The organism is Halopseudomonas oceani (assembly GCF_002903165.1).
GTDB lineage: Bacteria > Pseudomonadota > Gammaproteobacteria > Pseudomonadales > Pseudomonadaceae > Halopseudomonas > Halopseudomonas oceani.
The window spans coordinates 42,837-62,367 of sequence record NZ_PPSK01000005.1; the positions used below are offsets into that span (position 1 = coordinate 42,837).

21 protein-coding genes are annotated in these 19,531 nt (G+C 59.8%); 2 read left to right on the forward strand and 19 right to left on the reverse strand.

Features of this window, described 5'->3' with window-relative positions:
- Window positions 1-8 precede the first annotated feature (8 nt).
- From ccmE to ccmA, 5 genes are read right to left on the reverse strand one after another with little or no spacing between them, the layout of a single operon-like run.
- Entirely contained in the window at window positions 9-467 is a 459-nt protein-coding gene (gene ccmE / locus C1949_RS07305) for a cytochrome c maturation protein CcmE (RefSeq protein WP_104737826.1), read from the reverse strand.
- Entirely contained in the window at window positions 467-634 is a 168-nt protein-coding gene (gene ccmD, locus C1949_RS07310; protein ID WP_104737827.1) for a heme exporter protein CcmD, read from the reverse strand. The genes ccmE and ccmD overlap by 1 nt, the downstream gene beginning before the upstream one ends.
- Complete coding sequence (locus C1949_RS07315; protein WP_104737828.1) at window positions 631-1,374, reverse strand: heme ABC transporter permease; 744 nt, start codon at window positions 1,372-1,374, stop codon at window positions 631-633. Before C1949_RS07315 ends, ccmD begins: the two co-directional genes overlap by 4 nt.
- 19 nt (window positions 1,375-1,393) lie before the next feature.
- Window positions 1,394-2,068 (reverse strand): heme exporter protein CcmB, encoded by a 675-nt coding sequence (gene ccmB, locus C1949_RS07320; RefSeq protein ID WP_104737829.1) that lies wholly within the window; start codon window positions 2,066-2,068, stop codon window positions 1,394-1,396.
- Complete coding sequence (gene ccmA, locus C1949_RS07325; RefSeq protein WP_104737830.1) at window positions 2,068-2,727, reverse strand: cytochrome c biogenesis heme-transporting ATPase CcmA; 660 nt, start codon at window positions 2,725-2,727, stop codon at window positions 2,068-2,070. Before ccmA ends, ccmB begins: the two co-directional genes overlap by 1 nt.
- A gap of 147 nt (window positions 2,728-2,874) precedes the next feature.
- Here ccmA and fliK point away from each other — a divergent pair, with 147 nt between their 5' ends.
- The gene (fliK, locus tag C1949_RS07330) at window positions 2,875-4,593 is read left to right on the forward strand and encodes a flagellar hook-length control protein FliK (RefSeq protein WP_170063020.1); all 1,719 of its coding nucleotides are present in this window, start codon (window positions 2,875-2,877) and stop codon (window positions 4,591-4,593) included.
- A complete protein-coding gene (locus tag C1949_RS07335) occupies window positions 4,593-4,916 on the forward strand; it encodes an EscU/YscU/HrcU family type III secretion system export apparatus switch protein (protein ID WP_104737832.1) in 324 nt (107 codons plus the stop codon). The genes fliK and C1949_RS07335 overlap by 1 nt, the downstream gene beginning before the upstream one ends.
- Window positions 4,917-4,927: 11 nt before the next feature.
- On the opposite strand, the gene C1949_RS07340 is transcribed toward C1949_RS07335, so the two are convergent.
- The 14 genes from C1949_RS07340 to flhA all read right to left on the reverse strand — a co-directional run bounded on the left by C1949_RS07340 (window position 4,928) and on the right by flhA (window position 19,475).
- Window positions 4,928-5,338 (reverse strand): DUF2802 domain-containing protein, encoded by a 411-nt coding sequence (locus C1949_RS07340; RefSeq protein WP_229744279.1) that lies wholly within the window; start codon window positions 5,336-5,338, stop codon window positions 4,928-4,930.
- A 3-nt stretch (window positions 5,339-5,341) separates the two neighbouring features.
- Entirely contained in the window at window positions 5,342-5,821 is a 480-nt protein-coding gene (locus tag C1949_RS07345) for a chemotaxis protein CheW (protein WP_088273668.1), read from the reverse strand.
- Between the two features lie 69 nt (window positions 5,822-5,890).
- On the reverse strand, window positions 5,891-6,649 hold the full coding sequence (locus C1949_RS07350) for a chemotaxis protein CheW (protein WP_104737833.1): 759 nt from the start codon (window positions 6,647-6,649) through the stop codon (window positions 5,891-5,893).
- A 111-nt stretch (window positions 6,650-6,760) separates the two neighbouring features.
- Window positions 6,761-7,555 carry a ParA family protein gene (locus C1949_RS07355; RefSeq protein WP_104737834.1) on the reverse strand — a complete coding sequence of 265 codons (795 nt, stop codon included), beginning with the start codon at window positions 7,553-7,555 and terminating at the stop codon, window positions 6,761-6,763.
- 87 nt (window positions 7,556-7,642) lie between these two features.
- The gene (gene motD / locus C1949_RS07360) at window positions 7,643-8,476 is read right to left on the reverse strand and encodes a flagellar motor protein MotD (RefSeq protein ID WP_104737835.1); all 834 of its coding nucleotides are present in this window, start codon (window positions 8,474-8,476) and stop codon (window positions 7,643-7,645) included.
- Window positions 8,477-8,486: 10 nt separating this feature from the next.
- On the reverse strand, window positions 8,487-9,227 hold the full coding sequence (locus C1949_RS07365; protein WP_104737836.1) for a flagellar motor protein: 741 nt from the start codon (window positions 9,225-9,227) through the stop codon (window positions 8,487-8,489).
- The gene (locus C1949_RS07370) at window positions 9,227-10,348 is read right to left on the reverse strand and encodes a protein-glutamate methylesterase/protein-glutamine glutaminase (RefSeq protein WP_104737837.1); all 1,122 of its coding nucleotides are present in this window, start codon (window positions 10,346-10,348) and stop codon (window positions 9,227-9,229) included. Before C1949_RS07370 ends, C1949_RS07365 begins: the two co-directional genes overlap by 1 nt.
- Before the next feature lie 121 nt (window positions 10,349-10,469).
- The gene (locus C1949_RS07375) at window positions 10,470-12,773 is read right to left on the reverse strand and encodes a chemotaxis protein CheA (protein ID WP_104737838.1); all 2,304 of its coding nucleotides are present in this window, start codon (window positions 12,771-12,773) and stop codon (window positions 10,470-10,472) included.
- Window positions 12,774-12,928: 155 nt separating this feature from the next.
- Window positions 12,929-13,723 (reverse strand): protein phosphatase CheZ, encoded by a 795-nt coding sequence (locus tag C1949_RS07380; RefSeq protein ID WP_104737839.1) that lies wholly within the window; start codon window positions 13,721-13,723, stop codon window positions 12,929-12,931.
- A 21-nt stretch (window positions 13,724-13,744) separates the two neighbouring features.
- Window positions 13,745-14,122, reverse strand: a complete 378-nt coding sequence (locus C1949_RS07385) for a chemotaxis response regulator CheY (protein WP_172409633.1) — start codon at window positions 14,120-14,122, stop codon at window positions 13,745-13,747.
- 223 nt (window positions 14,123-14,345) lie between these two features.
- The gene (locus tag C1949_RS07390; protein WP_104737840.1) at window positions 14,346-15,083 is read right to left on the reverse strand and encodes an RNA polymerase sigma factor FliA; all 738 of its coding nucleotides are present in this window, start codon (window positions 15,081-15,083) and stop codon (window positions 14,346-14,348) included.
- On the reverse strand, window positions 15,080-15,907 hold the full coding sequence (gene fleN, locus C1949_RS07395) for a flagellar synthesis regulator FleN (protein WP_104737841.1): 828 nt from the start codon (window positions 15,905-15,907) through the stop codon (window positions 15,080-15,082). Before fleN ends, C1949_RS07390 begins: the two co-directional genes overlap by 4 nt.
- A 32-nt stretch (window positions 15,908-15,939) precedes the next feature.
- Window positions 15,940-17,301: a flagellar biosynthesis GTPase FlhF gene (gene flhF / locus C1949_RS07400; protein ID WP_104737842.1), complete on the reverse strand. Its 1,362-nt coding sequence runs from the start codon at window positions 17,299-17,301 to the stop codon at window positions 15,940-15,942.
- A 68-nt stretch (window positions 17,302-17,369) separates the two neighbouring features.
- On the reverse strand, window positions 17,370-19,475 hold the full coding sequence (flhA, locus tag C1949_RS07405) for a flagellar biosynthesis protein FlhA (RefSeq protein ID WP_373289764.1): 2,106 nt from the start codon (window positions 19,473-19,475) through the stop codon (window positions 17,370-17,372).
- Window positions 19,476-19,531 lie beyond the last annotated feature (56 nt).

The window sequence follows — 19,531 nt, forward strand, 5'->3', positions numbered from 1 at the left end:
CGTGCCCCTTATTCTGCTTGCGGTTGCTGAGCGGCCTTGTTGGCCATGGCGTCATTCATGGCCTTGGCCACTTCGGGTGGCATGTATTCTTCATCGTGCTTGGCCAGCACCTCGTCGGCCTCCAGCACGCCATCGGCGTTCACACGGCCGAGTGCGACAATGCCCTGCCCTTCGCGGAACAGGTCAGGCAGGATGCCGCTGTAGGCGATGGTCACCGCCTTGGCGCCATCGGAAACATCAAAGCGCACATCCAGCGAGTCGGTTGAGCGCTTGACGCTCCCCTCGACCACCATGCCCCCGGCACGGATACGTGCCCCTTCCGGCGCTTCGCCACTGGCTATCTGGGTCGGGGTGTAAAACAGGTTGATGTTCTCGCGCAGGGCGGTCAGCGCCAGTGCCACGGCAGCGCCAACTCCCAGCAGAACCAGCAGGATCAGAATCAGGCGTTTTTTGCGTGCGGGATGCATCAGGATTCCTCTCGCCGACGACGGCGTGCTTCAGCCTGCACCAGCCGACGACGTCCGATCATCGGGGTGAGGAACAACAGGATCAGAACTGCAGCCGTAATTCCGTAGGCAGTCCAGACATAGGGGCCATGGCCATCCATGGCAAAGAAGGTTGCCAGGTCACTCATGTATTGCTCTCCAGCGCGTCACGAACCCAGCGGGTCTTGTGCTCGCGCTTCAGAATCTCCAACCGCATGCGCATGAACAGGTTCAGCGTAAACAGGCCGTAAAACGCCAGCACCATCACCAGCAGCGGCAACCACATTTCCGGCGGCATGGCCGGCTTTTCGGTCACGGTGAAAGTGGCTGGCTGATGCAGGGTGTTCCACCAGTCAACCGAGTATTTGATGATCGGAATATTGATTACGCCGACAATCGCCATCACGGCTGTCGCCTTGGCCGCCGTGTCACGATTACTGATTGCCATACGCAGGGCAATGATCCCAAAGTACAGAAAAAGTAGAATCAGCATCGACGTCAGACGGGCATCCCACTCCCAGTAGGTGCCCCACGTCGGCTTGCCCCAGATCGAACCGGTGATCAGCGCGACAAAGGTCATCCAGGCACCGATGGGAGCAGCACACTGCAACGCGACATCGGCCAGTTTCATGCGCCAGACCAGCCCAACCACCCCGGCAACCGCCAGCATCATGTAACAGGACTGGGCGAGAATCGCTGCCGGCACATGAATGTAGATAATGCGGAAGCTGTTGCCCTGCTGGTAATCCTCCGGCGCAAAGACCAGACCCCAAACGCTGCCGACAATCAGCGCCAGCAGACTGAAGACAGCGATCCACGGCATCAGTTTGCCGCTGATCTCATAGAACCATTTGGGCGAGCCCAGTTTGTGGAAAAACGTCCAGCTCATTCGCTGTTCAACTCCGCGCTTATTCGCCAACTCCGATTCGCAGGCCCGCCGCTATCGCCAGCGGGGCCAGACTCAATGCCAGAACTGCAAGACAGCCCAGCCACAGCAGGTAGCCCTGAACCGGCAACCCCTGCAATGCCGCATCCATGGCCCCAGTGCCGAGAATCAACACCGGGATATACAACGGCAGAATCAACAATGCCAACAGCATGCTGCCCCCACCCTTCAAACCCACTGTCAGCGCCGCACCGATCGCACCCAACAGGCTCAGCACCGCAGTTCCCAGCAACAGGGTTGCACAGAGTACCGGTATCACCGTCCAGGGCAAAGCCAGCATCATGCCCAGCACCGGTGTCAGCAGCACCAGCATCACGCCACACATCAACCAATGGTGCAGCACCTTGACCAGCACCAGCAGAGTGAGCGGGTGCGGAGACAGTACCCACTGCTCCAGCGAGCCGTCTTCAAAATCGCCGCGAAACATGCCATCCAGCGACAACAGGGTAGCCAGCAACGCCGCTACCCATATTACGCCCGCCGCCATGCGCTGCAGCAGCTCGGGCTCGGGGCCGACCGCCAGCGGAAACAGGGTGATGACCATGGCGAAGAACACCAACGGGTTGAGCACCTCGCCGGGGCGACGCCAGGTCAGCTGCCATTCGCGACGCAGCAGTTGCCAGAGTACGTTACCCATTAGCTCATCCGCCCCAGCTCCAGACGACGAACCTCGCTCAGGTGGTCCAGACTGTGATGGGTTGTCAGCACGGCAATGCCGCCTTGCCGGGCAAACGCCAGAATCTGCTGTTCCAGCGCCCGCACTGCGGTTTGATCCAGTGCGGTGAAGGGCTCGTCCAGCACCCAGATGGGTTTTGCGGTCTGCAGGCGCAGGCGCGCCAGCGCTACTCGACGCTGCTGCCCGGCCGACATCTGCCGGCACGGCACGTCTTCGTACCCGCGCAGACCGACAGCCGCCAGCGCGTCCCAGATGGCATCACGCTCGACGGGGTGGTCCAGGGCGCACAGCCAGGAGAGGTTTTCCTCGGCGCTCAGGGTCGCCTTGATGGCCGTGGCGTGTCCAAGGAACAGCAAATGACGTCGCCAGTAGTCGCGCCCGCCACCGCTGAGGATAGAACGATCAGCGTAGCGGATATCGCCCGCAGTAGCAGGCATTAGCCCGGCCAGGATACGCAGCAGGCTGGTTTTACCAGCCCCGTTGGGGCCTGCAACTTGCAGCACCTCTCCGGCTTGCAGACGGCAGTTCAGACCGGCGAAGAGCTCGCGCTCATCCCGTTCACAGGACAGGTCGATAATGTCGATCTGCTCAGCTGTCACCGCTGCTCCGTACGCCACCATCAAGGTAGCGGTAAATTAATGGTCCCGCGCCAGCTGCCGCTATACTCTGTAGCCAGCAACGCCTGCGGGAACGCCCGTTTTCCAGCGGCGCCATTATACATGCCCCCCTTTTGCGGGGGACCTCGATTTACGTCAACATGTGACAGCATGAGCCCTGATTTTCGCCTGCCACCGACCAGCGTTACCCAGCCAACCGGCACCACCACTGCTGCGCCGGTGCGCCCGGCCGACGCAATTATGATGGCGCTGCAGCTATTGCGGCCAATTGACGCACAGCAGCTACTCGGTGGCGACCAGGCAAATGCGGAAGTAGTGCAAAGCAGCAACAAGCCCAACATCAGCGGCCAATTTGACCTGCTGCTGAAGATCGTCAAGCAGGACATGAGCGGCGGCACCACCCTGCCCGCCAGCACTAGTCAGCCGGTCGCGCCGGGTACCCAGATGGTGGTGCAGGCCGTCACGCAGACCCAGCTGATCGCGGTCGTGCAGCAGGTCGCCTCACAGAACACCCAACTGCTCACCCAGCTCGACCCTGAGCAGTTTCCCGCTGGAACCCCCTTACAGGCACGAGTGATAAGCCAGCAGGCTATCCCGGCCAGCGTCAACCAGGCAGCGCGCTACGAGCTGGTTGCGCAGCTGGTGCAGCAAAGCCCGCAACAGACGCTGCTGAGCATCACCAGCGCCCGCCCGGTTGAGCCCGGCACCCAGCTCAACGCCACTGTTGGCAGCCAGGGCGAGCTGCGGGTACTGAGCAGTAGCGAGCAAGTTCGCCAGGCCGATCTGCTGCAGGGCTTGCGTACTGCCTTTCAACAGCAGGCGTCATCGGAGTTGCTGCTAACTCGACTGGCCTCGCTGGCAGCGGCACCGCAGGAGCTTCCACCTGTTCCTGCGCTGCAACTGGCGATTGCCAACGTACTCAAACAGATCGTTGACGCCCCGCAGCTGATGACCGCCACCGGCGTGGCCAACGCCGTCGCCCAGAGCGGCAGCTTTCTGGAGGCCAACCTCGCGCGCCTCGCCGACATCATGAGCAAGCAGCAGAGCGCAGAGGGCGCTGTCTCGGTGGACGGTAAACCGACCACTGCAACGGGTGGAGATTCCCCCAAGCCGGCACTGCCAGCACTGGACAAACTGCTTCCACTGCTGGCTAGCCTGAGCGCCCCTCGCGCAACCGAACCGCTGGCCGGGGCGGATTTCAAGGGGGCTCTGGTCGGCCTGCTGGTCACCCTTCAGCAGCAATTGCCGGGTGCCGTGCTGCAACCGCCGCAGAACCCTGCTGGCCCCTGGCAACAGGCCATGCAACTCGCGCAACAGGGCACCAGCGTCAAGCCCGGACTCTTCCCCCTGCCAGCCCGCGCGCTCCAGGCACTGGGCGAGACCAGCGATCTGGGCAGCCTCTTGCGCCTTACTGCAGCACTGCTGTCGCGGATTCAGCATCACCAGTTGCAGAGCATGGGCCAGACTCAGACCTTCTCCGACGGCAGCAGCCAAACCACCTGGCAGCTGGAGATCCCGTTGCGCGACGGCCAGCAATTCAACCACGTACAGGTGCGAATTCAGCGCGACGAGTCGGCGCCAACGCCACGTCAGCCCGAACCCGTGCCAGTATGGGAGGTCAGGCTGGCGTTCAACCTTGACCACCTTGGCAGCATGCAGGCCATCGCCCGCCTGCGAAACGACAAGATTAGCAGCGAGCTCTGGGCCGAGCGGCAGGAGACATTGGGCCTGATCAACAGTGAAATCGGCGCCCTGCGCGACCGCCTGCTGGCCAAGGGACTCGATGTTGGCGAACTCAGCTGTCACCGAGGCGCTCCGCCGCCACCACGCCAGCCGGTACAGCAGGGCTGGGTAGACGAGGTAACCTGATGAGTACTTCCCGCGAAGCAATCGCGCTGGTCTACGACGGCGGCGAACAGGCACCAACCATTACTGCCAAGGGCGAAGGGGACCTGGCTGAGCAGATCATCGACCTGGCCATGCAGTACGAAGTGCCAATTTACGAGAACGCCGAGCTGGCAAAGATGCTGGCACGCATGGAGCTGGGGGATCAGATTCCGGAGGCGTTGTATCGGACCATTGCCGAGATCATTGCCTTTGCCTGGTATCTAAAGGGCAAGCGACCAGCCGGCTTCGATCCGGACGCAGGCAAAGAGCGCACACTACAGCTGGAAAGGAAAAGGGAAGAGTAACGAAGGCAGACTTAGCTCTGACGCGAGGCGTGCAGTTTGACGAAGAGTTCCGCTTCGGCCTTGGACAGGCCGCAGGACTGGGTCAGATCTTCAATACTGGCCCCCATGCCAACCAGCCGAGCCGCCTGACTGTATGGCATTGCCTGGGGATCCGACTGCTCAAGTTTGAGCTGTTTGTCCTCAAGGCGCTTGACCTGCTGGCGCAGCGCCGTCAGCTCCTCACCCATGCGAATACTGCCCTGCTGGAAGGTCGTCAGATCACGGGCGAGCTGATCGATCCGGCTCTGCAATTGGGACTCGAGCTGCTGTTGCTGCGCCGGCAATCGACGTACCTGCGCAAACAACACAGCCAGAGCCACCAGCGCAACCAGCAGCAGGCCAAGTACGCCGCCCATCACCAGCAGCAGCCAGGGCTCACTCATCAATCAGAATCCCGACAGCTCGGCCCACTCATCTTCGGTCATCATCTTCTCGAGATCGACCAGAATCAGCAGTTCGTTGTTCTTGTTGCAGACACCCTGAATAAACTTGGCCGACTCGTCGGTACCGACGTTCGGTGCCGTTTCGATCTCGGACTGGCGCAGATACACCACTTCAGCCACGCTATCGACCAGAATGCCGACTACCTGCTTGTCCGCCTCGATGATCACGATGCGGGTATTGTCGGTAATGGGCGCAGGACTCAACCCAAAGCGCTGACGGGTATCGATGACGGTGACAACATTACCACGCAGATTGATGATCCCCAGAACATAGGAGGGAGCGCCCGGAACCGGGGCAATCTCGGTATGTCGCAGCACTTCCTGCACCTGCATTACATTGATGCCATAGGTCTCGTTATCGAGCCGGAAGGTCACCCATTGCAGGATCGGATCTTCAGCACCTTGTCCCGAATTATTCTTCATTGTCTTGCTTCCCGATCATCATTTAAGTCCAGGGTCACGGCGAACCGTTGGCGACTCACCCTACCCCGTTCATCCTAATGCTGGCGCTGCGGCATTACCAGCAGCACCAGTGCCTCCGTTACCGACTATCAGCTTAGCCAGCTCAGACACATCCAGCAGCGCACACATGTGATCAATAACCGTACCAGCCAGCCAGGGGCGCTTGCCCTGCTGGGAGCGCCACTTGATCTGATCCGGCTCCAGCCGAATCGACTGATGTACACCGTGCACGGCCATACCCCAGTCAAAACCTTCTACCGAAATCACGAAAGAGAGACTGTCCTTCAACTCGGGCGTATAACGCTCCGGCATAACCCAGCGCGCCGTATCCAGCACCTTGATGTTGCCAGCCTGAGTCGAAAGGATGCCAAGAAACCAGTCCGGCTGACCAAACAACGGAGTGATTTCATCTTCCAGCGGGTAAATCGTACCAAGCAACACCAGCGGTACCGCCAGCTTAAGACCGCCAACATCGAACAGCAGGGCCTCAAAGGCCTGCTCCCGCCATTGCGGCACCGGCTTGAGTGCCGGCGTATCCAGAACCGGCTCCGAGACCGACTCGGTTTCAGCAACCGGCGGCGCCTCGACAACGGGTTTCTCTGCCTCGCGCAGCAATTGGGGTTGCACCGGCTTAGGCTCGACGACAACCGGTGTCGGTGCAACGGCCGCCTCGCCACCCTGCTCGGCACGCGCCAGCTCATCAGCCGCATCCTGCAGCAACGCATCCAGATAATGCTGAATGGTCTGCTCAGGTACAAACTCCTGAACGGGCAACAAGGGTTTACTCATAACACCAGTTCATCTCGCATCGCCGGTCCCCCACAGGAACTGGCCTTGACTCTGTATCGGCTCGCCAGCGCAAAGCATTAGCGCAGGCGTCAGAAGACAGACTACTCGCATTCAAGCCACCTGCTCATTGCGGCTGAGCGACTGCGCCAGCAAAAAGCGCAACAACGCACGATAGGCCAACACACCACGCGCATTCGAATCCAGCTGCGAGGGCACCAGGCCCGCAAGACTCGCATCTCGCAGTTTGGTATCAATCGGGATATAGGCCTGCCACAGGTGCTCGGCGTAATCGCGCCGTAACAGGCGCAGCGTGTTGAGTGACGCCTGGGTGCGGCGGTCAAACAGGGTCGGTACGATGGTGTAAGGCAATGCCTGCTTGCGCGAGCGATTGACCATGTTGAGCGTATGCACCATCCGCTCCAGCCCCTTGAGCGCCAGAAACTCGGTCTGCACCGGAATAATCAACTGCTCACAAGCGGCCAGCGCATTGATCATCGACACCCCCAGCAACGGAGGGCTATCGATGATAACAAACTGGTACTCGTTCCAGAGTTGTGCCAGCGCCCGCGAGATTACCAGACCATACCCGCCCTGAGCCGCCGACTGCCGCTCAAGCGTTGCCAGCGAGGTACTCGATGGCAGCAAGCTGATATTCGGGTGGGAGGTCTCCTTCAGCAGCGCCGCCGCCAAGCCTTCCGGCACATGCCCGTTGTGTTGAAATAGATTGAATACACTGCTGGTCAGCTGGTCCGGATCCTGACCAAAATAACTGGTCATAGAGCCGTGTGGATCAAGGTCTACCACCAGCACCTTCTGACCTTGATCTGCAAGCAAGCCCGCCAGCGCGACGGCTGTCGTGGTCTTGCCCACCCCGCCCTTCTGGTTGGCTACCGCCCAGACTCTCATACCTTACCTCCGGAGATGCGGATACTGCGTTGCATCTCGCCACAATAATGAAACGCCAACATTCTGACAGCCCGCCGCCTGATTTACCTATCGCAGAGCGTCCGATGCAGAACCCGTGCCAGAAGCCGGGGCGGTGCGCGCTTCGCGCATCACATCAATTCGGCCATCAGGTTCGGCTATCTGCTCATGCCGATTGTCCAGAAAACGCGACACCAGCAACACCACCCGACGATTGGCCTTGCGCCCTGCGGCCGTGGTGTTATCGGCAACGGGTCTAAATTCACCATAGCCTACTGCGGCCAGCCGGTCAGGGTTGACGCCGCCATTGCTCAGCATTCGTACCACACTGGCCGCCCGCGCGGCCGACAGCTCCCAATTGGTGGGGTATCGACCGGAGCGAATCGGGATGTTATCGGTAAAACCCTCAACATGTACCGGATTGTCATACGGCTTGAGAATCATCGCGATCCGGTCAATCAGGTCGAAGGCTGCATCCAGCGGCAATGCATCACCACTGGGAAACAGCAGACCGGAGCTTAACTCGATCTCAACCCACATCTCGTTACCCCGGACCTCAAGCTCACCGGCCTGAATCAGATCACCGAAGGCTGCTTCCATCGCCTGCGTAATATCTTGCAGCGCGTCGCTGCTGCCGTCTGGCGTACCGGCGCCGGAGGCATCGTTATTTTCGCGTGTAAGCCCGCGCGGCAGCTCAGTACCAACCTGAATCGGGTCTACCGAGCGCTGGGGCTGATTGAAAGCGCCGACCAGCGTATCGGACAGTACCTTGTACTTGCCCTCGTTCACGGAAGAAATCGAATACATGACGACAAAAAAAGCGAACAGCAGGGTAATGAAGTCCGCATAGGACACCAGCCAGCGCTCGTGATTTTCGTGCTCTTCCGGTCTGGATCGGCGCATGGTTCAACCTCTAATCCAGAAAGCCCTCGAGCTTCATTTCGATGGACCGCGGATTCTCGCCCTCGGCAATCGACATCAGACCTTCGAGCAACATCTCACGGTACTTGGATTGCTGCAGCACCACCGACTTCAGCTTCGCTGCAGTCGGCAGCATGAACAGGTTGGCCAGCGCCACCCCATAAATGGTGGCCACGAAGGCGACCGCGATACCGGCACCCAGCCGGGACGGATCGGCTAGATTGCCCATCACGTGGATCAGCCCCATCACTGCACCGATGATACCGATGGTCGGGGCGTAGCCGCCCATGCATTCGTAGACCTTGGCCGCCATCAGATCGCCGTGTTCCTTGTTGACCAGGTCAACTTCCATAATGCTGCGCAATGCTTCCGGCTCACTGCCGTCAACCAGAAGCTGCAACCCCTTGCGGGCGAAGCCATCGGGCTCAAGCTCTGCCAGACTTTCCAGGCCAAGCAGACCTTCTTTGCGGGCGATGGTGCTCCAGTTGATAACTTGACCAATACCTTCACGCATGCGATTGGCTGGTGGAAAAACGATCCAGGGAAGGATCGCCAGCGCCCGCTTGAAAACCGTCAACGGCGTCTGGATAAACGCAGCGCCAAGGGTGCCACCGATTACGATCAGACCAGCAGGCCCGTTCAGCAGCGCAGTTGCATGTCCGCCCTCAAGATAGTTGCCGCCAATAATGGCGATAAACGCCAGAATGACGCCAATAACACTGAGGATATCCATCAGCCCAGCTCAGCCAGGTAACGGCCGATCTCATCCAGGTTGTAGATGCCATCAGCCAGGTTTGCCTTGGCCACAGCCATCGGCATCCCGTATATCACACAGCTCGCCTCGTCCTGCGCCCAAACCGAGCTGCCGGCCTGCTTGAGCATGCGAGCACCTTCACGACCATCGGCTCCCATCCCGGTCAGGACAACAGCCAGCACCTTATCCTGAAACGCCTTGGCGGCCGAACCAAAGGTCACATCCACGCAGGGCTTGTAGTTCAGGCGTTCATCACCGGGCAGAATACGCACCACACCCCGCGAGTCCACCATCATCTGCTTGCCACCCGGAGCAAGCAGCGCTCGGCCGGGGCGCAGCACGTCACCGTCCTCTGCCTCCTTGACCGAAATCCGACACAACTTGTCGAGGCGCTCGGCAAACGCCTTGGTAAAAGCTGCTGGCATGTGCTGAATCAGCAACAACGGCGCAGGGAAGCTGGCAGGAAGCTGGGTAAGCACCTTCTGCAGCGCAACCGGGCCACCGGTAGAGGTGCCGATAGCAACCAGTTTGTAGCTGCGCTTGCGCGGTGCAGGGCTGTTTTTCACCGGCGCAGCGGGCGCTGGTGCAGCCGTTGGACGCGCGGTAGCAGTGCTCGACAGGCCCGAAGCCGGACGCGAAGTCGAGCCAGGCGCAGAAGATGTCGAGGACGCAGCGGAGGAATGCAGACCAAGCGATCGGCGATTGGTGCGGGCCAATGCAGTGACCCGCTCGCACAGCATCTGCCGGACCTTGTCCGGGTTACGCGAAATATCTTCGAAGTTCTTCGGCAGATAATCGGCGGCGCCAGCATCCAGCGCATCCAGGCTGACCCGCGCGCCTTCGTAGGTTAGCGAGGAGAACATGATCACCGGCGTCGGACAGCGCTGCATGATCTGGCGCACCGCCTCAATGCCGTCCATGACCGGCATCTCGTAGTCCATGGTGATCACATCCGGGTGCAGCGCCAGCGTCTGATCGATGGCTTCACGACCATTGTTGGCGGTACCGACCACCTGGATTTGTGGATCGCCGGCCAGTATCTCTGTCACCCTGCGGCGAAAGAAACCGGAATCGTCGACCACCAGAACCTTAACCGCCATACCCTCTCCTGAACTGCATCCTGCACATGAAATGATTCATCACTGTCTTTGCGGGGTTGTGCTACCCCGCAAAGGGCACTCGATACACCCTTACCGCAGGCTTACGCCTCCGGCAAGACGATCAAATGCGCCGTGCATACCGCTTGAGCAGGCTGGGAATATCCAGGATCAGAGCAATGCGACCGTCGCCGGTAATGGTTGCCCCGGCCATACCGGCAGTGCCCTGCAGCATCCGCCCAAGCGGCTTGATGACAACCTCTTCCTGGCCAACCAGTTGATCGACCACGAAACCGACTCTCTGGGTACCAACAGAAACGATAACTACGCTGGCCGCCGAATGATCGCTGGTATCTTCCACGCCAGGCATCAGCCACTGTTTGAGATAAAACAATGGCAGCGCCTTATCGCGGACGATAATGACTTCCTGACCATCCACCACGTTGGTGCGTGACAGATCCAGGCTGTAGATTTCGTTAACACTAACCAGCGGCAGCGCGAACGCCTGATCGGCCAGCATGACCATCAGCGTTGGCATGATCGCCAGCGTCAACGGCACCTTGATCGCGATGCGCGAGCCCTGCCCCTTTGTAGACTCAATGTTAATGGTGCCATTGAGCTGGGAAATCTTGGTTTTGACCACGTCCATGCCGACACCGCGGCCGGACACATCGGAAATCTCGGTCTTGGTAGAGAAACCTGGTGCCAGAATCAGGTTGAAACACTCGGAATCGCTCAACCGATCAGCCGCATCCTTCTCCATCATGCCTTTCTCGACGGCCTTGGCACGAAGGATTTCCGGGTCCATCCCACGCCCATCGTCGACGATTGTCAGCAGAATGTGATCCCCTTCCTGCTGAGCAGCCAGCACCACCTTGCCAGTTCGCGGTTTACCGGCAGCCTCACGCTCGCTCGGCAGCTCAATACCGTGGTCAACCGAGTTACGCACCAAGTGAACCAGCGGATCAGCCAGCGCTTCGACAAGGTTCTTGTCGAGATCGGTCTCTTCGCCAATCAGCTCGAGATTAATTTCCTTCTTGAGGTTACGCGCCAGATCACGAACAACCCGCGGGAAGCGCCCGAACACCTTCTTGATCGGTTGCATCCGAGTCTTCATGACCGACATTTGCAGGTCGGCGGTGACCACATCCAGATTGCCGACAGCCTTGCCCAGTTCCTCATCGCCACTGGCCACGCCCAGGCGCACCAGTCGATTGCGCACGAGCACCAGTTCACCAACCATGTTCATGATTTCGTCAAGCCGCGCAGTGTCGACTCGCACGGTGGTATCGGCAGCTGGTGCCTCGCCAGCAGGATGAGCCTTGGCTGCAGCAGGCGCCGCAGCCTTCGCTGCCGGCTTGGCCTCGGGTTTGACGTCGGGCTTGGCTGCAGGTGCAGGTGCCTTGGCTGCAGGGGGGGTGCCTGATTCCGCCTTCGCGGCTGGCTTGCTGGCCCCGGCACCGTCTTCGGCCAGGCCCGGCGCAGAACCTTTGCCGTGCAACTGATCAAGCAGCGCCTCGAACTCATCGTCGGTGATGTGATCGTCGCCGCCGGCAGTCGCTGGCGCACTGTCTGCAGCGGGTGCGGCGGGCGAACTAGGCGCAGCGGACGCTTCAACAGCACCGGGCGCAGAGCCCTTGCCGTGCAGCTGATCAAGCAGCGCTTCGAATTCGTCGTCGGTAATTTCGTCTCCACCGGCAGCGGCAGCGGCAGCGGCAGGTTTGGACGACTCGGCAGGTGCAGCGGCGCCAGCCGCGACCGAGGGCGCTTTACCTGCGCCATGCAGCTCATCCAGCAGCGCTTCAAATTCGTCGTCGGATATCTCGTCGGATGCCGCACTGGCGGCCGGCTCGGGGGCAGCCTTGGCTGCCGCAGTCGGCGCACTGCCATCGCCGTGCAGGGCATCCAGCAGCTGCTCAAATTCGTCGTCGGTAATATCACCGTCAGCCGCAGCTGCAGGGGCGGCCGTTTCAACCGGCTCGGCTTCAGGTTCGGCTTCCTCGACGGCAGCAGGTGCCGCAGCAACTTCGTCAGCCGAAGCGGGCTGAGCCAGGGCCGACAGTGCTGCCAGCAATGCCGGGTCTGCAGGCGTAGGCTCTTCGCTTTCTCGAACCTGGGCGAACATGCCGTTGACCGTATCCAGCGCCTGCAGCACAACATCCATCAACTCGGGGGAAACCGTTCGCTCACCCTTGCGCAGAATGTCGAACACGTTTTCAGCGATATGACAGCAGGCAACGAGGGCATCGAGCTGCAGAAAGCCAGCGCCGCCTTTTACGGTGTGAAAGCCGCGGAAGATGGCGTTAAGCAGATCCATGTCGTCAGGCCGGTTTTCCAGCTCGACCAACTGTTCGGACAACTGCTCGAGAATCTCGCCGGCCTCGACCAGAAAGTCCTGGAGAATCTCTTCATCCGCATCGAAACTCATGCACCCACTCCCCTCGGGCGTGTTATCGGAAGACTACGCACCACCACCACGGACTTGCGTCCAGGCACTGCGCCGTCATTCAACGTTGCTGCCAGGTTGCCACCTTGGGCAGTCAAACTGCCGACGCGCCTGATGCACGGCAGCTACAGCTGACATCAGAATCCGAGACTGGACAGAAGGTCGTCGACCTCATCCTGACCGGAAACAACGTCTTCCCTTTTATCGGCATGAATTTGCGGACCTTCACCCCTGGAGGAGGATTTTTTTGCCTCTTCCGGCGTATCGCCATGGTTGATGCCGGTAATGCGGTCGACTTGCCCCGCCATACGGACCAGATTGACCAGACTCTCTTCGACATCGTGCACAAGCGTGATCACACGCTTGATGACCTGACCGGTCAGATCCTGATAATCCTGCGCCAGCAGGATGTCGTTCAGATTGGTCGACAAATCCTTACTGGTACTTTCGGTGTGCTCAAGGAACTCGCCAACCCGGCGATAGAGATCACGGAATTCATCGGCCGCCATCTCGCGGCGCTGTAGCCGCTGCCAATCTGCCTTCAAGGCACTAGCCTGCTGCCCCAGATCACCGACCTTGGGCGCACTGACCTCAACCAGATCCATCGTGCGGTTGGCTGCCTTGTCGGTCAGCTGAACCACATAGTCGAGCCGGTCGGACGCATCGGAAATTTTGGACGAGTCGGTATCAGCCCCCAGCGCATGGGTGGTATCGATCTGAAAATTGACGATCGCGTTGTGCAGCGCCCGGGTCAGCTGTCCCACTTCGTGGTAGAGGCCGCGGTCACGCGCCTGGTTGATCGCATGAATGACCAGCAACGCTTCACCGAAGTTGCCGCTTTCGAGGTGACCAACCAGCTGGTGCGCATTGTCCTTCAGCGAATGTTCAAATTCCTGAGCAGTCGCCTGGCCGGGATCCTTACTCAAAGCCATAACCTGTACCCCGGTTGATTATTATTTAGCCTGAACTCGCTCAAAGATCTTTTCGATCTTTTCTTTCAATGCCTGCGCAGTGAAAGGCTTAACCACATAACCATTAACGCCTGCCTGCGCGGCTTCAATGATCTGGTCGCGCTTTGCCTCGGCCGTTACCATCAGCACCGGAAGGTGCTTGAGCCGTTCATCGGCACGCACCGCACGCAACAGGTCGATGCCGCTCATGCCGGGCATATTCCAGTCCGTCACCAGGAAATCGAAACTGCCACTCTGCAACATCGGCAGCGCAGTATTGCCGTCGTCGGCTTCGGCTGTGTTGGTAAACCCAAGGTCGCGCAACAGGTTCTTGATGATGCGCCTCATCGTCGAAAAATCATCAACGATGAGAATTTTCATGTTCTTGTCCAAGTCGACCTCCGTACAAACCAGGGAATGTGCAGGCCTGCACCCCAGAAACCCATCGCAAATAACCAAACAAGCCGTAAAAGAAGCTCTGATCAATCGACTGCCATCAGCAGACTGATCGGACGCGCCCTTCGTGTCACCATCCTGGCGACCGGCACAACACTGCTAGTACCTGTCGAGCAATCCGAGCATTGTCCGGATGTTGACGACAAAATCAATCATTTCGCCAACTGACCAGCTTCGAACGCAGTCGGGCAGCACACTGACTGTGCAACTGGCTGACCCGCGATTCACTGACGCCCAGTACGGCGCCAATTTCCTTGAGGTTAAGCTCCTCGTCGTAATAAAGCGACAGCAACAGCCGCTCACGCTCCGGCAAACTGTCGATAGCCTCAATCAAAGCCGCCCTGAAGCGCTCATCCTGCAGCCCCGAAAAAGGCTCTTCCCCGCCCTGCACATCGGCCGGCGCACCCGACTCCAGCAGGTCATCAAAGCTGAACAACTTGCTGCCGGCGGTGTCGCTGAGAATCGTATAGTACTCCTCGAGACTCATCTCCAACTCGGCAGCAATCTCGTGATCTTTAGCGTCACGCCCAAGTCGCGCCTCCACAGCACGCATCGCATCACTGACCATACGGGTATTGCGGTGAACCGAGCGCGGCGCCCAGTCCCCCTTGCGCACTTCATCAAGCATCGCACCGCGAATGCGAATACCGGCGTAGGTTTCAAAGCTGGCACCCTTGCCGAAATCAAATTTGCGGGAGGCTTCGAGCAGGCCGATCATGCCCGCCTGCATAAGATCTTCAACCTGAACGCTGGATGGCAAGCGCCCCAGCAAGTGATAGGCAATCCGCTTGACCAAAGGAGCATATTGCTCGACGAGACGATCCTGTTCTCCTGCTGAACTCTGTGCTCGTGTATACATGCTCAATCCGCCAGCCTGTGCTGTCATAGACCAGACCCTGTGGGCTGCACCAGACGCTCGACAAAAAACTCAAGGTGTCCGCGCGGGTTAGCCGGCAAAGGCCAGGCATCCACTTTCTGGGCAATCGCGCGAATCGCCAGTGAGGCCTTGCTGCGCGGGAACGCTTCGAATACCGCGCGCTGCTTCTGAACCGATTTGCGCACTGCTTCGTCATAGGGAACCGCACCGACATACTGCAGCGCGACGTCGAGAAAACGGTCTGTCACTTTGGTGAGCTTAGCAAAGACCATGCGACCTTCCTGCGGCGTGCCGACCATATTGGCCAATACGCGGAAACGAGTCATGCCGTAATCACGGTTGAGCAGCTTGATCAATGCATAGGCGTCGGTGATCGAGGTCGGCTCGTCACAGACGACCACCAGCGCTTCCTGGGCGGCGCGCACAAAGCTGACAACTGAATCACCAATACCTGCTGCGGTATCCACGATCAGTACATCGATATTGTCACCGATCTCGCTGAACGCCTGGATTAAACCGGCATGCTGCTGGTGACTGAGGCTGACCATGTTGGCCGCACCTGAAGCGGCAGGCACAATACGGATGCCGCCAGGGCCGGTGACCAGAACGTCGCGCAGGTCGCACTTGCCTTCCAACACATCAGCCAGCGTGGCCTTGGGCTTGAGACCAAGCAGCACATCGACATTCGCCAAACCAAGGTCAGCGTCAAGCAGAACGACGCGTCGCCCCATTTCCGCCAGAGCAAGGCTGAGGTTCACCGACACGTTGGTCTTGCCGATGCCACCCTTACCACCGGTGACTGCGATTACCTGAACCGGATGTTTGCTGCCCATCTGCGCTGATTACCTTAATTCTGTGAAATTGCTTAACTTGCCCGCTGGGTATGCATCATACCGGCAAAAACGTCGGCCATGGTCTGATCTGCCGGAGCATCGTTGCCAGCCATGCTGACGGCACGACTGACCAGTTGGTGCCCAACAGCACGGCTGATATCGTCCGGTATGCGCTGGCCATCTGCCAGATAGGCTACCGGCAAACCCTGCTCCATCGCCAGCCCCAGCGACTCACCAAGCGTAGCTGCTTCATCAATTTTGGTGAGAATGCAGCCGGAAAGCCCACAAGCCTTGTAGGTGTGATAGGCAGCCTTCATTACTCGATGCTGACTGGTTGCGGCCAACACCAGCAGGTTGCGTACACGGTGGCCTTGACGAGCCAGCGTATCAAGCTGCCCGCGCAGATAGGGATCATTGGCCTGCAGGCCAGCAGTGTCGATCAGCACCAGTCGCTTGCCGGCAAAATCGGCCAGCACATCGTTGAGATCCTGCTTTTCGTCAACCACCTTGACCGGCACGTTGAGAATTCGCCCCAGGGTGCGGAGCTGCTCATGGGCACCGATACGGTAGGTGTCCATGGTCACCAGAGCAACGTGCTGACTGCCGTGCTTAAGCACGTAGCGGGCAGCCAGCTTGCCGAGGGTCGTGGTCTTGCCAGCCCCGGTAGGGCCGACCAGCGCGATCACGCCGCCGGCATCGAGCGGCTCTTCGCGCAGCACCGGCACACGATGCGCCAGATAGGCCAGCAGCATACGCCAGGCCTGACGCGGCTCGGTCACGTCAGAAACCTGACGCAGCAAATCCTGACTGACCTCAGCTGGCAACCCCATCTGGGTCAGCCGTCGCCACAGGCCAGCCTGCTTCGGCTTATGCTGATTGAGCTGTCCCCAGGCCATCCCCCCCAGCTGCGACTCAAGCATCTCTCGCAGACCCGCAAGCTCGGCGCGCATCGCACTCAGGCCAGCGTCATCGCCAGACTGAGCCGGCGCCGCTTCAGCCGCTGCAGGCCGCGCGCTGGTTGCAGCCGGCTCAACCGGTTCCTGAATCAGACGATCCAGCAGGTCGCGGGCTTCTACCGACCCCTGACGCGCCGCGTGGCGCATGCTGTCACCAAACAGCTGGCGATTGACCAATGGCTGGTCGTGGGAAGCCATCTCGCCCACCTCCAGCTCGGCGCGGGCGGCAACAATGCGCTCCTGGGTCTTCTTCAATTCGCTATCCAGACCCGGTGTCGGCGTGGTCAGACGGGGCGCCTCGTAGTCCAGCGCAGCGGTCAGCTCGACGCCACCGGCAACCCGGCGATTGGCGATGATCGACGCATCCGCGCCCAGCTCATCGCGAACCAGCTTCATCGCCTGGCGCATGTCTGCGGCAAAGAAACGTTTGACTTTCATGACTGACCTCGTCGCTTTTCTGGCACCGCCCACTGGCGGCTGCTGTCATTCATTCAGAGTGCTGCAGTTCAGTTCTGGCCAACCGTCGCAATGATGGTGACCTGCTTGCTGTCCGGAATTTCCTGGTAGGACAGTACATGGGCGCCCGGGGCTGCGTAGCGGACAAACTTGGCCATCATCATTCGAATCGGCCCCGCCACCAGCAGCACTGCCGGCTTGCCCTGCACTTCCTGCCGCTGTACGGCATCGGACAGCGAGCGCTGCAACTTCTCAGCCATGCCAGGCTCCAGCAACATACCGTCGTCTGCGCCCTGACCGGCCTTCTGCATACTCTGTAGCAACATCTGTTCCAACCTTGGCTCCAGCGTGATCACAGGCAGCTGAGAGTCAAGCCCCACAATGCTTTGCACGATTGAGCGCGACAACGCGACCCGGACTGCGCCAATCAGTGCGCCGGTATCTTGACTCTTGTTCGAGTTGTTGGCGATGGCCTCGGCGATGGTCCGAATATCCCTGACCGGTACCTGCTCCTGCAGCAATCCCTGCAGCACCTTGAGCAGATTCGACAGGGAAATCAGCCCCGGTACCAGCTCCTCCGCCAGCTTGGGCGAGGCCTTGGCGAGCACCTGCATCAACTGCTGCACCTCTTCGTGACCGATCAGCTCATGGGCATGCTTGTGGAGAATCTGGTTGATGTGCGTGGCGACCACGGTACTGGCATCCACCACGGTGTAGCCGAGCGACTGCGCCTGATCCTTCTGGCTCGGCTCGATCCAGACCGCATCCAGACCAAACGCAGGATCCTTGCCGGGCACGCCCTTGATCTCGCCAAACACTTGACCCGGATTGATTGCCAGCTCACGGTCGGGGTAGATCTCTGCTTCGGCAACACCCACCCCCATGAGCGTCAGGCGATAAGCATTGGGCGCCAGATCCAGGTTGTCGCGGATGTGAACAGACGGCATCAGAAAACCCAGGTCCTGCGACAGCTTCTTGCGCACGCCCTTTATTCGCGCCAACAGTTGGCCACCCTGATTGCGGTCAACCAGCGGAATCAGCCGATAACCAACCTCCAGCCCCACCATATCCACCGGAGTAACGTCGTCCCAACCCAGCTCACGGGTCTCGGGCGACTGTACCGCAGGTAGTTGCGCCTGCTGACGCTCGGCCTCAACCTTTTCCTCGGCCTTGACCTGCTGACGCTTGGCAATGAAGTAGGCACCGCCAGCAGCCAATGCGCCGAGGCTCAGGAACGAGAAATGGGGCATACCGGGAATCAAGCCCATGACGACAAGGATCGCCGCCGCGACCGCCAGCGCCTTGGGCGAGGCAAACATTTGGCGCTGCACCTGAGCGCCCATGTCCTCGGAGGTCGATACACGGGTAACCATGATCGCAGCAGCCGTCGAGAGCAGCAGCGACGGAATCTGCGCCACCAGGCCGTCACCAATGGTCAGCAGTACGTAGATCCGACCCGCCTCGGCGAACGGCAGGCCGTGCTGGGCCATACCGATGGCAAGGCCGCCAATCACGTTAATGAACAGAATCAGCAGACCGGCGACGGCATCACCACGAACAAACTTGCTGGCACCGTCCATGGAGCCGTAAAACTCGGCCTCCTGGGCGACTTCCTGACGACGTGCCTTGGCTTGTTCCTGATCAATAAGGCCCGAGTTGAGGTCAGCATCAATCGCCATCTGCTTGCCGGGCATTGCATCCAGGGTGAAGCGCGCGCTCACTTCCGAGATACGCCCGGCACCCTTCGTGACAACCACGAAGTTGATGATCATCAGGATCGCGAACACCACCAGACCGACCACATAGTTACCGCCGATAACCACCTCACCGAAGGCCTGAATCACCTTACCGGCAGCATCCCCCCCCTCGTGGCCATACAGCAGTACCACACGGGTGGAGGCGACGTTCAGTGCCAGACGCAGTAATGTCGCTACCAGCAAAATGGTCGGGAACACCGCGAAGTCCAGCGGGCGCAAGGCGTAGGCGCCAACCAGCAATACCACAAGCGACAGGGCAATGTTGAAGGTAAACAGAACGTCGAGCAGGAACGGCGGGATCGGCAGCATCATCATGCCGAGCATCACCAACAGCAAAATAGGGATCCCCAGACTGCCGTGGCGCAAACCGGCCAGGTTGGTCCGCATAGTGCCCATCATTTGCGCGCGATCAACAGCCATCGATGAAAAGGTCCCCAGATCAAATATTTGACGCA

Excerpts from the sequence above, each read along its gene's own strand:
- ccmE (WP_104737826.1), bottom strand. The coding sequence starts at position 467 with ATGCATCCCGCACGCAAAAAACGCCTGATTCTGATCCTGCTGGTTCTG.
- ccmD (WP_104737827.1), bottom strand. The coding sequence starts at position 634 with ATGAGTGACCTGGCAACCTTCTTTGCCATGGATGGCCATGGCCCCTAT.
- C1949_RS07315 (WP_104737828.1), bottom strand. The coding sequence starts at position 1,374 with ATGAGCTGGACGTTTTTCCACAAACTGGGCTCGCCCAAATGGTTCTAT.
- ccmB (WP_104737829.1), bottom strand. The coding sequence starts at position 2,068 with ATGGGTAACGTACTCTGGCAACTGCTGCGTCGCGAATGGCAGCTGACC.
- ccmA (WP_104737830.1), bottom strand. The coding sequence starts at position 2,727 with ATGGTGGCGTACGGAGCAGCGGTGACAGCTGAGCAGATCGACATTATC.
- fliK (WP_170063020.1), top strand. The coding sequence starts at position 2,875 with ATGAGCCCTGATTTTCGCCTGCCACCGACCAGCGTTACCCAGCCAACC.
- C1949_RS07335 (WP_104737832.1), top strand. The coding sequence starts at position 4,593 with ATGAGTACTTCCCGCGAAGCAATCGCGCTGGTCTACGACGGCGGCGAA.
- C1949_RS07340 (WP_229744279.1), bottom strand. The coding sequence starts at position 5,338 with ATGAGTGAGCCCTGGCTGCTGCTGGTGATGGGCGGCGTACTTGGCCTG.
- C1949_RS07345 (WP_088273668.1), bottom strand. The coding sequence starts at position 5,821 with ATGAAGAATAATTCGGGACAAGGTGCTGAAGATCCGATCCTGCAATGG.
- C1949_RS07350 (WP_104737833.1), bottom strand. The coding sequence starts at position 6,649 with ATGAGTAAACCCTTGTTGCCCGTTCAGGAGTTTGTACCTGAGCAGACC.
- C1949_RS07355 (WP_104737834.1), bottom strand. The coding sequence starts at position 7,555 with ATGAGAGTCTGGGCGGTAGCCAACCAGAAGGGCGGGGTGGGCAAGACC.
- motD (WP_104737835.1), bottom strand. The coding sequence starts at position 8,476 with ATGCGCCGATCCAGACCGGAAGAGCACGAAAATCACGAGCGCTGGCTG.
- C1949_RS07365 (WP_104737836.1), bottom strand. The coding sequence starts at position 9,227 with ATGGATATCCTCAGTGTTATTGGCGTCATTCTGGCGTTTATCGCCATT.
- C1949_RS07370 (WP_104737837.1), bottom strand. The coding sequence starts at position 10,348 with ATGGCGGTTAAGGTTCTGGTGGTCGACGATTCCGGTTTCTTTCGCCGC.
- C1949_RS07375 (WP_104737838.1), bottom strand. The coding sequence starts at position 12,773 with ATGAGTTTCGATGCGGATGAAGAGATTCTCCAGGACTTTCTGGTCGAG.
- C1949_RS07380 (WP_104737839.1), bottom strand. The coding sequence starts at position 13,723 with ATGGCTTTGAGTAAGGATCCCGGCCAGGCGACTGCTCAGGAATTTGAA.
- C1949_RS07385 (WP_172409633.1), bottom strand. The coding sequence starts at position 14,122 with ATGAAAATTCTCATCGTTGATGATTTTTCGACGATGAGGCGCATCATC.
- C1949_RS07390 (WP_104737840.1), bottom strand. The coding sequence starts at position 15,083 with ATGACAGCACAGGCTGGCGGATTGAGCATGTATACACGAGCACAGAGT.
- fleN (WP_104737841.1), bottom strand. The coding sequence starts at position 15,907 with ATGGGCAGCAAACATCCGGTTCAGGTAATCGCAGTCACCGGTGGTAAG.
- flhF (WP_104737842.1), bottom strand. The coding sequence starts at position 17,301 with ATGAAAGTCAAACGTTTCTTTGCCGCAGACATGCGCCAGGCGATGAAG.
- flhA (WP_373289764.1), bottom strand. The coding sequence starts at position 19,475 with ATGATGGGCACTATGCGGACCAACCTGGCCGGTTTGCGCCACGGCAGT.